A 14,163-nucleotide genomic window follows, 5' to 3' on the forward strand; every position below is an offset into this window, starting at 1 on the left:
TGCGAGGGGCGGGTGGGCGGCCGGTCCACGGTACCGGCCGGGGCCGACGTCCCCGGGCCGGCGGCGGCCCTACGGTGCGGGTCGTGGACGCGCGCTGGGACCCCGCCACCTACCTGCGGCACGCCGGGGAGCGGGCCCGGCCGTTCGCCGACCTGCTGGCCCGGGTGGACGCCACCGACCCGCGGGCCGTGGTCGACCTCGGCTGCGGCGAGGGCACCCTGACCGCGTCGCTGGCCGCGCGCTGGCCGGGGGCGCGGGTGACCGGCGTGGACGCCTCGCCGGAGATGCTGGCCGCGGCCGCCGCGCACGCCGTCGACGGGCGGGTGGCGTTCGAGCGGGGCGACGTGCGGGACTGGCGCCCGGGCGGGCCGGTCGACGTCGTGGTGTCCAACGCGGTGCTGCAGTGGGTGCCCGGGCACGCGGCGCTGCTGGGGCGCTGGGCCGGCTGGCTGGCGCCGGGCGGCCGGCTGGCCGTGCAGGTGCCGGGCAACCACCGGGCGCCGACCCACCGGCTGCTCGCCGACCTGTGCACCTCGCCGTCGTGGTCCTCCCGGCTCGCGGCGGCCGCTCCCCCGGCGGACCCGGTGCTCGACCCGGCCGGCTACCTCGACGTGCTCACCGGCGCGGGCCTGGCGGCCGACGTCTGGGAGACGACGTACCTGCACGTGCTGCGCGGGCCCGACCCGGTGCTGTCGTGGGTGCGCGGCACGGTGCTGCTGCCGGTGCTCGCCCGGCTCGACGACGAGGCGGCCGCCGACCTGACGGCGGAGTACGCGGCGGCGCTGCGCGCGGCCTACCCGGCCCGCGCGGACGGCACGACCGTGCTGCCCTTCCGCCGCGTCTTCCTGGTCGGCGCCGCAACTACTTGACCGGGTGGAAAGTAGTTGCCACTCTGTCGCGCACCCCGACCGAGGAGGCACCCGTGACCGTCCCCACCCCCGAGTCCGCCGCCGCGCTGCTGGCCGAGGCCGACGCCGCCGGGGCCCGCGTCCGGCGGGAGTCCAGCCCCGCCGCGTCGACGTTCCTGGTGACCCTCGGCTGCGCCAGCGCGGGCTTCTTCCTCGCCCAGCCGGTGGCCGACGGCGAGCGTGCGGTGGGCGCGACGGCGGTGGTCTACGCGCTGGCGGTGCTGGGCGCGGCCGCGGCGCTGGTGGCCGGTCGCGGCTCGGTGCGCGCCGGGTTCTCACAGCGCTTCGGGACGGCCATGGGCGCCTGGGGCGCGGTGCTCGCCGTCGGGCTCGCGGTCGGCACGACGGTGCCGGGGCTCGCGCACGACTGGGCGTGGTGGGCGCCGCTGGCCCTCGCCGTCGCCGCGCCGTGCCTGGCCGGCGCGTGGCGGGAGCGGCCGCGGTGACCGAGGCGCACCCCCGGCACGCGCTCGACGAGGTCATCCACGCGCCCGTCCGGTTCTCGGTCATGGCGACGCTGGCCGCGGCGGAGGAGGCGGAGTTCGGCTTCGTCCGCGACGGGGTGCAGGTCAGCGACTCGGTGCTGTCGAAGACGGTGGCCACGCTGGAGCGGGCCGGCTACGTCGAGGTCCGCAAGGGCTACGTGGGCAAGCGGCCGCGCACCTGGCTGCGCCTGTCCGCCGCCGGGCGGGACGCCTTCCGGGCGCACGTGGCGGCGCTGCGGGCGATCGCCGACGGTCCGGTCAGCGCGGGGTGAGCCGGTAGGCGTCGGTGCGGTACGGCAGGTCGAGGACGTCGCGGCCGGCCGTGTCGGGATGGGCGGCCAGCAGCCGCCGGATGCCGCCGAGGAACTCCTCGCGCGCCGCGGCGGTCATGGTGGCCGCGTAGCTGCGGGTGCCGATGCCCGCGACCACCTGCTCGGGCGTCACCCGCTGCACGAGGGACGACCGGGCGGTCGCGACGTCGGCGGGCAGGGCGGCGGCGAAGGCGTCCACCACGCCCTGGTCGGCCTCGTGGCCGCGCGCCTCCGCGGCCAGCGCGGCGCCGAGCGCGGCGACCCACGGGACGGACTCGTCGCGGGTGTTCCACACGAACCCGACGACGCCGCCGGGCCGCAGCACGCGGCGCAGCTCCGCGGCGGCCGGCCGCGGGTCGAACCAGTGCGCGGCCTGGCCCGCGACGACGGCGTCGACGTCCGCGGCGGGCAGCGGCACGGCCTCCGCGCCGCCGACGTGCGCGGGGACGCCGGGGTGCCGGGCGCGCAGCTCGCCCAGCATCTCCGGCGACGGGTCGACGGCGACCACCTCGTGCCCGGCGGCGACGAGGGCGTCGGTGAGCAGGCCGGTGCCGGCGCCGAGGTCGAGCACCCGCCGCGGCCGGTCGCCGAGCAGGAAGGCGACGGCGTCGGCCGGGTAGCCCGGGCGCAGCGCCGCGTACTGCGCCGCGACCGACCCGAACGACGTCCGCCGGTGCTGCCAGGCGGCGGGGTCGATCGAGCCGGTCACGGCCGGGTCAGCTGGCGGGCACCGCGTCGGACGCGGCGGCCTTCTTCGCGGTCGACTTCGTGGCGGTCGTCTTCGTGGCGGTCGTCTTCTTGGCGGTGGTCTTCTTCGCCGCCGTCGTCTTCTTGGCCGCCGTCGCCCCCGTGGCCTTCTTGGCCGCCTTCTTCTTGGTGGCGGCCGGGCGGCTGCGGCGGTCGGCGAGCAGCTCGGCGGCGCGGTCGAGGGAGATGGTCTCGACGTCGTCGCCCTTGCGGAGGCTGGCGTTCGTCTCGCCGTCGGTGACGTAGGGGCCGAAGCGGCCCTCGCGGACGGTGATCTGGCCCTGCGTCACCGGGTCGGCCCCGAGCTCCTTGAGCGGGGCGGCCGCGGCCCGGCGCCCGCGCTGCTTGGGCTGGGCGAAGATCGCCAGCGCCTCGTCGAGGGTGACGGTGAACAGCCGCTGCTCGTTCTCCAGCGAGCGCGAGTCGGTGCCCTTCTTGATGTAGGGCCCGTAGCGGCCGTTGAGCGCCTGGATCTCCTCGCCGTCGGGGGCGGTGCCCACGGTGCGCGGGAGGGTCAGCAGCTGCAGCGCCTGCTCGAGGGTGACCGTCTCCGGCGACATCGAGGAGAACAGGCTCGCCGTCCGCGGGGCGTCCTTGCTGCCCTCGGGGACGACGGTGGTGACGTAGGGGCCGTAGCGGCCGGCCTTCACCACCACCGGCTGCCCGGAGTCCGGGTCGGTGCCGAGCTCGCGGTCGCCCGAGGGGGCGGCGAGGAGCTCCGCGACCTTCTCGCTGGTCAGCTCGTCGGGCGCGAGGTCCTCGGGGAGGCTGACCCGGCCGCCCTCCTCGCCGCCGGCCTGCAGGTAGGGACCGTAGCGGCCGACCCGGACGACGACCGGCTCGCCGTTGGGCCCGGTGGCGCGCAGCGGGATCGAGTTGACCCCGCGGGCGTCGATCTCCTCCAGCTGCTGGCCGATGACGGTCTTGAGCCCACCGGAGGCCGCGATGCCGCCGGCGTGCCGGCCCTCGCCGCCGAAGTAGAACTCGGTCAGCCAGTCGACCCGGCCCAGCGACCCGCTGGCGATCTCGTCGAGCTCGTTCTCCAGCGACGCGGTGAAGTCGTAGTCGACGAGCGCCGCGAAGTGCTGCTCGAGCAGGTTGACGACGGCGAACGCGACGAACGAGGGCACCAGCGCGGAGCCCTTCTTCCACACGTACCCGCGGTCCTGGATCGTCTGCATGATCGACGCGTAGGTCGACGGGCGGCCGATGCCGAGCTCCTCGAGCCGGGCGACGAGGCTCGGCTCGGTGTAGCGCGACGGCGGGCTGGTGGTGTGGCCCTTGGGCTCGAGCTCGCGGGTGTCGAGCCGCTGGCCGCGCTCCACCCGGGGCAGCCGGCGCTCGGCGTCGTCGCTGCCGTGGTCGTCGTCGCCGGTGGCGCTGCCCTCGTCCCGGGACTCGACGTAGGCGCGCAGGAAGCCGGGGAAGGTGATGGTGCGCCCCGACGCGGTGAACTCGACGCGCTCGTCGGTGGTGCTGGCGCCGGCGAGCCGGATGCTCACGGTCTGGCCCACGGCGTCGGCCATCTGCGAGGCGACCGTGCGCTGCCAGATCAGCTCGTAGAGGCGGAACTCGTCGCGGGCGAGCTGCGCGGCGAGCTGTCCGGGGGTGCGGAAGGAGTCGCCGGCGGGGCGGATCGCCTCGTGGGCCTCCTGCGCGCCCTTGGCCTTCTTGCTGTAGCGCCGGGCCTCGGCCGGCACGTAGGCGTCGCCGTAGAGCTCGCGGGCCTGGGTACGGGCGGCGTTGATCGCCTCGTTCGACAGGTTCGTCGAGTCGGTCCGCATGTAGGTGATGTGGCCGTTCTCGTACAGCCGCTGCGCCACCCGCATGACCTGCGCCGACGACCAGCCGAGCTTGCGGCCGGCCTCCATCTGCAGCGTCGAGGTGGTGAACGGCGCGTAGGGACGGCGCCGGTAGGGCTTCTCGTCGACGCGGCTGACGGTGACCTGGCGGCCCTCGAGCCGGGCGGCCAGGCCGCGGGCGCCCGCCTCGTCGAGGTGCACGACGTCGCCGGTGACCCGCCCGGTGGCGGGGTCGAAGTCGCGGCCGGTGGCGACGCGGCTGTCGTCGACGCTGACCAGGCGGGCGCGGAGGGTGGTGGGCTCCCCCGCGTCGGCGCCGGCCTTGCCGGGGACGGCGAAGACGCCGTCGAGGGACCAGTAGTCGGCGGCGGTGAACGCCATCCGCTCCCGCTCCCGCTCGACGACGATGCGGGTGGCCACCGACTGCACGCGGCCGGCCGACAGCTTCGGCAGGACCTTCTTCCACAGCACGGGGCTGACCTCGTAGCCGTAGAGCCGGTCGAGGATGCGGCGGGTCTCCTGCGCGTCGACCAGGGCGGTGTCAAGCTCGCGCGGGTTGGCGACGGCGCGGGCGATCGCCTCGGGGGTGATCTCGTGGAAGACCATGCGGCGCACGGGCACTCGCGGCTTGAGCGTGTCGACCAGGTGCCAGGCGATGGCCTCGCCCTCGCGGTCCTCGTCCGTCGCGAGGAAGACCTCGCTGGCGTCCTTGACCAGCTGCTTGAGCCGGGTGACCTGCTGCTTGCGGTCGGGGCTCACGACGTAAAGCGGCTCGAAGGAGTTGTCGACGTCGACGCCGAGCCGGGCCCACGGGGCGCCCTTGTGCTCGGCCGGGACGTCGGCGGCGTTGCGCGGCAGGTCGCGGATGTGGCCGACGCTGGCCTCGACGACGTAGCCGTTGCCGAGGTAGCCGGCGATCTTCCCGGCCTTGGTCGGCGACTCCACGATGACCAGCGGACGCCCGCCCCCGGTGGCGGCGGTCCGGCGGCGGGCGGGGGTGCTGGTGCCACCGGCGGTGCGGCCGGCGCTCTCGCCGTTCTTCGCGGTCTTCGTGGGCACGGTGCTCCTGTCGGTGGTGCTCGGTCGTGGCGGCGCGGCGCGGGGTGGTCGGCACCCGCCACGCCCCCTCGGCGGGCCACGGTAGGCCACGCCGACGGAACGCGACCGGCTGGCGACCCCGGGTGGGCGCGCCGCCACCCGGTCCAACGGCGGCGCCGCGCGACTGTTCCCGGGCTCCCCCGGGCCGGTCAGCCCGTCTCCCGCACCCCCGCCACCACCTCGCCCATGGCGGCGAGCGTCGGCCGGTCGGCGTCGTGGTACTCCCAGTGCAGGGTGTCCGGGTCGGTGGGCAGCGGGGTGGCCCCGAACTGCTCGAACCAGGCATTGCGCCCGAACCACCCGGACCAGGAGATCGGGTCCCACAGCGACCACGCCGTGTACACCTCGTCGGCCTCCAGCGCGGAGGCGTGCTCCTCCTCGATGCCGGGGCCGCCCAGCAGCACGACGGCGTCGGCGTCCAGCCGGCCGGGCAGGTCCCCCGCCTCGTCGAGGACCACCGTGCCGTAGCTGTGCGCCAGGACGGTGACCCGCGGGTCGGCCGCCCGCCCGACGCCGGTCGCCGCCCGCGACGCCGCGAGCCCGGCGAGGTCCCCGGCGAGCGCGGCACCGCCCTCGGTCGCCGCCGCGCGCGTGAGGGCGCGCCCGAGACCGGCTCCGACCGGCGGGTTGTAACCGAGCCACGCGACGGTCGCGACCGTGGCGGCGGGCGCGGCGGCGGCGGCGGCCGCGGCGACCGCCTGCGCGTCGTCCCCGAGCTCGCGCAGGTCGCCGTGGACGGTGGTGTTCACCCCGGGGACCAGCACCCCGACGTCCTCCGCGGCGTCGAGGTCCCCGTAGGCGAGGGCGGCGCGGTCGAGCGCCGGGTCGTAGACCCACAGCTGCACGGCCTGCCCGTCGGCCTCCTCGGCGGCGATCTCCGCGGCGATGGCCCGCGCGCTCGCCTGCTGCTGCCACGACCCCTCGGCCAGGACGCGGTCCAGCACGACCCGGTTGGCGCGGTCACGTGCCCACGCCGGGAGGCCGTCGAGGGCACCCAGGGCAGCCGGGTCGGAGTCCAGCAGCGCGTCCTGCTGCGGACCGGAGAGGCCGGCCCACCAGGAGGCGACCTCGTCCGCCGCCGCGCCGCGCCGCGGGAGCACCGGCGGGGACGCGGAGGCGCCGGTGGCACCCACCGTCGCCGCGAGTCCGGCGAAGTCCGCGGGGCCGGGACCGGTCCCGCCGATCGGGACCAGCGGATCGGCCGAGGCCGCGGCGGCAGCGGCGGCGCGGGCGGCCGCGGCCATGGCCTCGGCGGCGAGGCCCGCCAGCCACTCGGCGGTGGCCGCGCGCTCCGCGAGCCCGGCGTAGTGGTCCTCCAGCTGCTCGGGCGTCGCGCCGGCGGGCGGCGGGGCGGACGCCGGCACGACCACCGCCCCGGACGCGTCGAGGGCCATCCCCGAGGCGGCGGCCGCAGCGAGTGCCCGCTCGGCGAGCTCCTGGGCGGTGCGGGCCTCCCGGGCGGTGTCCCGCAGCCGGCCGAGCGAGGCGTCCAGCGCCCCGGTCACGGCGGTAACCACCGTCGACACCTCGCCCAGCGCCAGCCCGGCGACGGAGGCGGCCGCGCCGGACCAGCACTCGGCGCCGGTCAGCGACCGCGCGACCCGGTCGGTGCGGGCGCGCCAGGAGGGGAGCCGCTCGGCGACCGCCTCGAGCGTGTAGACGGCACCGGCGAGGAGCGCGGTGTCCCACGCGGCGACGGCCGCGAGACCCGGCGCGCTCACGCCCCTCCGTCCCGCCCGGCCCGGGCGGCGAGCACCCGGTCGGAGAGAGCGGCGTCGGCCAGCCGGTAGGAGCGCACCGCGGCGAGCAACGTCCCCGCGACCGCGCCGGTCCCGGTGGCGAGCCGGTCGACGAGACCCGCCCACGCCCTGCCCGTGGCACCGGCGCTCTCGGACACCTCCCCGGGTGCGGCGACGTCCAGCGAAGCGGCGGTCGACGTGCACAGGCCGACCTCCGAGGAGAGCTCGGAGGCGAGCAGCGCCAGCTCCTCGGCGAGTTCCTGGACGGCGTCCAGCTGTATGGCGATGGGTGCGGACACGGCCCCTCCCGGCGTCGGCGCCGGCCTCGGTCGGGACCGGCGTGGCGGACGCTAGGGCGGGGTGCCGGCGCGCCCCGGATCCGGATCCACAGGGCCGCCGCCGTCCACAGCGACGCCGCGGGCCCCCGCCCGGCCCGGACCGGGCGGAGGCTCGCGGCGTGCGCTCAGGGGACGGTGGTGGTGAGGTTCGTCCCGGTGGGCTGCTCGCTGGCGCCGCCGACCACGACCGAGCGCCGCTTGGACACCACGACCGCGGCGACGACGACGAGCGTCGCGGCTCCCGCGATGAGCAGCCGCACGGTGGTGTTGGCGTCCTCGCCCACCTGCAGGCCGACCACGGCGGGCGCAATGAGCAGCGCCACCAGGTTCATCACCTTGATCAGCGGGTTGATGGCCGGGCCGGCGGTGTCCTTGAACGGGTCGCCCACGGTGTCGCCGATGACCGTGGCCGCGTGCGCCTCGCTGCCCTTCCCGCCGAACGCGCCGTCCTCGACCATCTTCTTGGCGTTGTCCCACGCGCCGCCGGAGTTGGCGAGGAAGACGGCCATGAGGGTGCCCGTCGCGATCGCGCCCACGAGGTAGGCCGCCAGCGGGCCGAAGCCCAGCCCGAACCCGACGGCGACCGGCGAGAGGACGGCGAGCAGGCCGGGGGTGGCGAGCTCGCGCAGCGAGTCCTTGGTGCAGATGTCGACGACGGCGGAGTAGTCGGGCCGCTCGGAGAAGTCCATGATCCCGGGCCGGGTGCGGAACTGCTCGCGCACCTCGAAGACCACGCGCCCGGCCGCCCGGGAGACGGCGTTGATCGCCAGCCCGGAGAAGAGGAAGACGACGGCGGCGCCGATCACCGCGCCGACGACGTTGTCCGGCTCGACGAGGCTGAACGCCTCCCCGAGGTCGACGTCCTCCAGGGCCACGAGGACCTGCTGGTTGTAGGAGCCGAACAGGGCTGTCGCGGCGAGCACCGCGGTGGCGATGGCGATGCCCTTGGTGATGGCCTTGGTGGTGTTGCCGACGGCGTCGAGGTCGGTCAGCACGCGGGCACCGTCGTCGTCGATGTCCTGCGACATCTCGGCGATGCCCTGGGCGTTGTCGCTGACCGGGCCGAAGGTGTCCATGGAGACGATGACCCCGGCGGTGGTGAGCAGGCCGCAGCCGGCGAGCGCGACGGCGTAGAGGGCCGCGCCGCCGCCGACGAGGAAGGCGCCGTAGACCGCGCCGCCGATGAGCAGGGCGGCGTAGACGGCCGACTCCAGGCCGAGCGAGATGCCCGAGAGCACCACGGTCGCCGGGCCGGTGAGCGAGCTGCGGCCGACGTCGCGGACCGGCTTGCGGCTGGTCTCGGTGAAGTAGCCGGTGAGCAGCTGGATCGCCGCGGCCAGCACGATGCCGACGAGGACGGCGACGAAGCCGAGGACCTGCGGGTTGACCACCGAGTCGGGGATGTCGGCGACGCTGGGCAGCACGGTGAAGGCGGCGACGGCGACGAGCACGAGCGAGACCACCGCGGAGGTGAAGAAGCCGCGGTTGATGGGGGCCAGACCGCTGCTGTCGGACCTGCCGGGGTTGCTGGCGAGGATGCCGACGACGGACGCGAGCACGCCGATCGCGGCGACGACCAGGGGGAACACCATGCCCACCGCGCCGAAGAAGACCTGGCCGAGGATCAGCGCGGCCACCAAGGTGACGGCGTAGGACTCGAAGAGGTCGGCGGCCATGCCGGCGCAGTCGCCGACGTTGTCGCCCACGTTGTCGGCGATCGTGGCGGCGTTGCGCGGGTCGTCCTCGGGGATGCCGGCCTCGACCTTGCCGACGAGGTCGGCGCCGACGTCGGCGGCCTTGGTGAAGATGCCGCCGCCGACGCGCATGAACATCGCCAGCAGCGCGCCGCCGAAGCCGAAGCCCTCGAGGACCACCGGCGCGGTGTCGTCGAAGAGCAGCAGCGCCAGGGAGGCGCCGAACAGGCCCAGACCCACGGTGATCATCCCGCAGACGCCGCCGGTGCGGTACGCGATGCGGAAGGCGGGCCGGTATCCGCCGGTGCGCGCGGCCGCGGCGACGCGGACGTTCCCGCGGGTGGCCAGCGTCATGCCGATGAAGCCGACCGCCGCGGAGAACAGCGCGCCGACGAGGAAGAACACCGCCCGGCCGATCCGGGTGCCCCAGCCGCCCTCGGCGACCGGCAGCACGAGCAGCAGCAGGAAGACGATGACGGCGAAGACGCCGAGGGTCCTGAACTGGCGCCGCAGGTAGGCGCCGGCTCCTTCCTGCACCGCCCGCGCGATGTCGCGCATGCGCGCCGTGCCCTGGTCGGCGGCCATGACGGCGCGGACCAGGGACGCGGCGAAGAGCAGTGCGGCGAGCGAGACGACGAGGGCTGCCGTCACGAGGACGACGTCCCCGCCGGAGAGATGACTGTCCGGCATCGGTACCTCCCAGCGGTGGGCTGCCGCCGGGCGGCCCCGCGTCCCCGGTCGGCGGAGAGCGCGCTCGCGGGCCGAGGCCCGTGGACGCCGCGCCAATGTAACGGAGATCACACTTCGCGGGACCTCCTTCTCCGCGCTCGTCCGGTTGCGCTGGGTGGCCGGAGGAGGGCGGGAGGTTGCCCTGGGGTGTGAGAGTGGAGGGGTGACCACGCTCCACCCGGTCCGGCCGGCTGCTCCCCCATCCGGCCGTGAGGGGCTGTCAGGGGGCGAGCTGCCGGAGGGCGGGGAGCATCCCGCCGCGTCGGAGCTGCACGGGTCCGCGGCCGGGCACGGGCCGGCACAGCGGGCCGGCACCGTGCCGCCCGGCGCCGAGCTCCTCGAGGACCTGCTCGCCGGCACGCCCGAGGAGGAGCACCCGGTCACCCACATCCACCACCTGCCGGTGCGCGAGCCGCGCACGCTGTCCTGGCCGGAGTGGGTGGACCCGGCGCTGCGCGCCCGCCTGGAGGAGCGAGGCGTCGCGGAGCCCTGGCGGCACCAGGTCGAGGCCGCCCAGCTCGCGCACGACGGCACCTCGGTGGTGGTGGCCACCGGCACCGCGTCGGGCAAGTCCCTGGCCTACCAGCTCCCCGCGCTGACCCGGCTGGCCGAGGACCAGCGGGCCTGCGTCCTCTACCTGGCCCCGACGAAGGCGCTGGCGCGCGACCAGCTCGCCTCGGTGGCCGCGCTCGCCGACCCCTCGGTCCGGCCGGCCGCGTACGACGGCGACACCCCGGCCGAGGAGCGGGACTGGGTGCGCCGGCACTCGCGGTGGATCGTGACCAACCCGGACATGCTGCACCGCGGCGTCCTGCCCGCCCACCAGCGCTGGAGCTCGACGCTGCGCCGGCTGGCCTACGTCGTCATCGACGAGTGCCACGCCTACCGGGGCGTCTTCGGCTCGCACGTCGGCCACGTGCTGCGCCGGCTGCGCCGCATCTGCCGCCGCTACGGCGCGGACCCGGTGTTCGTGCTCGCCTCGGCGACGGTGGCCGAGCCCGCCGTCGCCGCCGCCCGGCTGGTCGGCGGGCCCGTCGTGGCGGTGACCGACGACGGCTCGCCGCGACCCGGCGCGACGTTCGCGCTGTGGGAGCCGCCGCTGACGGAGCGCACCGGCGAGCACGGCGCCCCGCTGCGCCGCTCGGCGGCCGCCGACGCCGCCGGCCTGCTCGCCGACCTCGTCGAGCGCGGCGCCCGGACGCTGGCGTTCGTCCGCTCGCGGCGCAGCGCGGAGTCGGTGGCCGAGCAGGCCCGGCGGCTGCTGCTGGACCGCGGTCGCGGCGACCTGGTGCGCCGGGTCGACTCCTACCGCGGCGGCTACCTGCCCGAGGAGCGCCGGGAGCTGGAGCGGTCGCTGTCCTCCGGCGAGCTGCTGGGGGTGGCCACCACCAACGCCCTGGAACTCGGCATCGACATCGCCGGGCTCGACGCGGTCGTGCTCGCCGGCTACCCCGGCACGCTGGCCTCGCTGTGGCAGCAGGCGGGCCGGGCCGGGCGCGCGCAGCGGGAGTCGCTGGTCGTGTTCGTCGCCCGCGACGACCCGCTGGACCACTACCTGGCCCACCACCCGCGCGCGGTCTTCGGCCGCCCGGTGGAGGCGACCGTGACCGACCCGGCCAACCCCTACGTGCTGGGGCCGCAGCTGTGCAGCGCCGCGGCCGAGCTGCCGCTCACCCCCGACGACCTGCCCGACTTCGGCGGCCCGGTGGCCGAGGCCCAGTTGGAGGAGCTGGTGGCGGCGGGCTCGCTGCGCCGCCGCCCGGCCGGCTGGTACTGGGCCGGGCGCGGGCGGCCCGACGTCGACATCCGGGGCAGCGGCGGCGAGCCGGTGGCGATCATCGAGTCCGGCACCGGCCGGCTGCTCGGCACCGTCGACGGCGGCGCCGCCCACTCGACGGTGCACGCCGGCGCGCTGTACGTACACCGCGGGGAGACCTACGTCGTCGACGAGCTCGACCTCGACGACGCCTGCGCGGTCGTCCACGCCGACAGCCCCGAGTGGACCACCGTGGCCCGCGACGTCACCGACCTCGGCATCGTCCGCACCGACCGCACCCGCCGCCTCGGCACGGTCACCGCGCACACCGGCGTCGTCGACGTCACCAACCAGGTCGTGGCCTACCAGCGGCGGCGGGCGGGCACCGGCGAGGTGCTGGCGGAGTTCCCGCTCGACCTGCCGGCCCGCCAGCTGCGCACCCGCGCGGTCTGGCTGACCCTCGACGCCGACGCCGTGGCCCGCGCCGACGTCGACGACCTGGCGCTGCCCGGGTCGCTGCACGCGGCCGAGCACGCCGCGATCGGCATCCTGCCGCTGCTGGCGACCTGCGACCGCTGGGACCTGGGCGGGCTGTCGACGGCGCTGCACCCCGACACCGGGACCGCCACGGTGTTCGTCTACGACGGGCACCCCGGCGGCGCGGGCTTCGCCGAGCGGGGCTTCGCGGCGCTGCGGCGCTGGCTGCGGGCCACCCGGGCGACCGTGGCGAGCTGCGAGTGCGAGAGCGGCTGCCCGTCGTGCGTGCAGTCGCCCAAGTGCGGCAACGGCAACGACCCGCTGGACAAGGCCGGCGCGGTGCGGGTGCTCGACGTGGTGCTCGACGAGCTGGCCGCGGCCGAGGACTCCGGTGCCGAGCCGGAGGACGAGCCCGCCGACGAGGCGGCGGACGGGCCGACCGAGCCGACCCCGGCCGGCCCGGTGCGCGGCCTGCTGCGGCGGCCGTCCACCGGCCGGGCGGCGGCCCGACCGGTGGACGGCGACGGGGAGGCGCCCGCCGCGGACGGCGACGCGGCCCCGGACAGCGGCGGTCACGTCGAGGACGACCTGGTCTTCTAGGTCGTAGGCGCCTGCGGCGGGACGCCGTCCTCTCGATCGAGGTCCTCGACGATCGCGCCGTTCAGGTCGGCGGTCCCACCGAAGCCGCCATCCGTGCCTTGGATGCGTGCCGCGGCGTCGCGGACGGACTCGAAGTAGCTCCGGACGATCACCAGATCCCCGGTGCCGAGGCGATCGCGAAAGGCCGCGAGGGCCTCGGGCTTCGGCACGTAGGTGAAGACGCGGGGTGGTCGCGCGGCGTCTCGCTGCGGCCAGGAGACGGCTGGGCTGACGTCGCTGCGGTCGTAGTCCTGCTCGCGGGCATCGAAGTCGGCGAGCTGTCGAGGTCCCACCCGGACGACCACGCCTCGGACGACCGCTCCGTCCATCCGTTCGAGCCCCAGGCTGACGATCCGGCCGGTGAAGACGGGCCGCCCGGCGGTCCGGTGGCGGTATCGCCGGTTCTTCCGCGCCGGGTCGCTGGCGACGTTCCAGCGCCGCTGCCAGCCCTCGAGCGTGGCCATCCTCGCGTCTCGGGGATCGAGCCCGGCGGCGGTCAGGTCCGCATCGCGCATCAGGGAGCCGTAGACGAACACATAGACGTCCTGCGTGCCCTCGAAGTTCGCCCACCCGGCATCCTCGCCGACCTCCGGGCCGATGTCCTGGAAGATCCCCTCCTCGTCGATCGCCCCTGGACGGAGCGAGTACTCCTGACGGCTCCGGAACTCATCGTTGGTCGAGGTCATCACTCCCTCGACGATCACCAGCAACCGCGCAGTCCCCCGCCGCGCCGACTGGCCTTGGACGTCGATCGTCGCCGGAGTCACCGGGAGCCCCGGCTCAGCCGTGGTCCGGAGCACGACCCGGAACGTCGTGGGCTCGGCCGGGGAGGCGATCGGCCAGACGTGCTCGTCCCCGTGCTGTCCGCGGACGAGGAGCTCGAGTTGCTTGTTCCGGTGCACGGTCGGGCTGTCCGGCGGGGTCCACTTCAGCCACGCCCGTACGCGGACGTCAGCGAGGTCGACGGTCAGCCGGTTGTAGAAGCGCGCAGCGAGCACGAAATAGCCCGTCGGATGGACCTCGAGCGTCAGCTTGCGCCTCCATCGCAATGGGTCGTGCGAGAACAGCTTGAAGACGAAGGCGCCGAGCACGAACACCGGTAGCAGCACGCTGACCAACGCGTTCACGAGGGCCAGCAGGTAGTAGAGGAGCGAACGTCCTCGCTCGGCGAACAGGGAGTCCGGCCCCCACATCGCCTGGAACGCCCGTCGGACGAGGTCGACGAAGCCTCCCTGGCCGCCGTCATCGATCAGCAGGACCAGCGAGACGACCAGGGTCCAGCCGAGGACGAGGACCACGTAGATGCCGACGACCTGTGGCAGATCGAGCTTGCTCAGCCAGATGGCCAACGGCACGGATCGTTCCGGCTGACCTGATCGGCGTCGAAACCGCCTCCGGAGACCATTCCGTGCCACGAGCACCCCCCGTCGGACCTCTCCG

Annotated in this window: 10 protein-coding genes; 4 read left to right on the forward strand and 6 right to left on the reverse strand. The window is 75.8% G+C overall.

Annotation, left to right across the window (positions count from 1 at the left end):
* Window positions 1-83: 83 nt before the first annotated feature.
* From ACI78R_RS16950 to ACI78R_RS16960, 3 genes are read left to right on the forward strand one after another with little or no spacing between them, the layout of a single operon-like run.
* Window positions 84-869 (forward strand): trans-aconitate 2-methyltransferase, encoded by a 786-nt coding sequence (locus ACI78R_RS16950; RefSeq protein ID WP_457041563.1) that lies wholly within the window; start codon window positions 84-86, stop codon window positions 867-869.
* 53 nt (window positions 870-922) lie between these two features.
* On the forward strand, window positions 923-1,354 hold the full coding sequence (locus ACI78R_RS16955) for a hypothetical protein (protein ID WP_073418333.1): 432 nt from the start codon (window positions 923-925) through the stop codon (window positions 1,352-1,354).
* Window positions 1,351-1,665 carry a winged helix-turn-helix domain-containing protein gene (locus tag ACI78R_RS16960; RefSeq protein WP_336030187.1) on the forward strand — a complete coding sequence of 105 codons (315 nt, stop codon included), beginning with the start codon at window positions 1,351-1,353 and terminating at the stop codon, window positions 1,663-1,665. Before ACI78R_RS16955 ends, ACI78R_RS16960 begins: the two co-directional genes overlap by 4 nt.
* Here the strand turns inward: ACI78R_RS16960 and ACI78R_RS16965 are convergent.
* The 5 genes from ACI78R_RS16965 to ACI78R_RS16985 all read right to left on the reverse strand — a co-directional run bounded on the left by ACI78R_RS16965 (window position 1,652) and on the right by ACI78R_RS16985 (window position 9,812).
* On the reverse strand, window positions 1,652-2,413 hold the full coding sequence (locus ACI78R_RS16965; RefSeq protein WP_457041564.1) for a class I SAM-dependent methyltransferase: 762 nt from the start codon (window positions 2,411-2,413) through the stop codon (window positions 1,652-1,654). The two genes, ACI78R_RS16960 and ACI78R_RS16965, sit on opposite strands and share 14 nt — an antisense overlap.
* A gap of 7 nt (window positions 2,414-2,420) precedes the next feature.
* Complete coding sequence (topA, locus tag ACI78R_RS16970; protein WP_457041565.1) at window positions 2,421-5,312, reverse strand: type I DNA topoisomerase; 2,892 nt, start codon at window positions 5,310-5,312, stop codon at window positions 2,421-2,423.
* 188 nt (window positions 5,313-5,500) lie between these two features.
* Complete coding sequence (locus ACI78R_RS16975) at window positions 5,501-7,072, reverse strand: alpha/beta hydrolase (protein WP_457041566.1); 1,572 nt, start codon at window positions 7,070-7,072, stop codon at window positions 5,501-5,503.
* Complete coding sequence (locus ACI78R_RS16980) at window positions 7,069-7,389, reverse strand: hypothetical protein (RefSeq protein ID WP_073418325.1); 321 nt, start codon at window positions 7,387-7,389, stop codon at window positions 7,069-7,071. Before ACI78R_RS16980 ends, ACI78R_RS16975 begins: the two co-directional genes overlap by 4 nt.
* A 164-nt stretch (window positions 7,390-7,553) precedes the next feature.
* Window positions 7,554-9,812 (reverse strand): sodium-translocating pyrophosphatase, encoded by a 2,259-nt coding sequence (locus ACI78R_RS16985; RefSeq protein WP_457041567.1) that lies wholly within the window; start codon window positions 9,810-9,812, stop codon window positions 7,554-7,556.
* 202 nt (window positions 9,813-10,014) lie between these two features.
* Here ACI78R_RS16985 and ACI78R_RS16990 point away from each other — a divergent pair, with 202 nt between their 5' ends.
* Complete coding sequence (locus tag ACI78R_RS16990; protein WP_457041568.1) at window positions 10,015-12,684, forward strand: DEAD/DEAH box helicase; 2,670 nt, start codon at window positions 10,015-10,017, stop codon at window positions 12,682-12,684.
* Here ACI78R_RS16990 and ACI78R_RS16995 read toward each other — a convergent pair.
* Window positions 12,681-14,072, reverse strand: a complete 1,392-nt coding sequence (locus ACI78R_RS16995; RefSeq protein WP_457041569.1) for a gamma-glutamylcyclotransferase — start codon at window positions 14,070-14,072, stop codon at window positions 12,681-12,683. The two genes, ACI78R_RS16990 and ACI78R_RS16995, sit on opposite strands and share 4 nt — an antisense overlap.
* Between the last annotated feature and the right edge of the window lie 91 nt (window positions 14,073-14,163).

Source organism: Geodermatophilus sp. SYSU D01106 (assembly GCF_054049995.1).

Bases quoted from the DNA above. Each gene is read 5' to 3' on its own strand.
- ACI78R_RS16985 (WP_457041567.1), bottom strand. From the start codon at position 9,812: ATGCCGGACAGTCATCTCTCCGGCGGGGACGTCGTCCTCGTGACGGCA.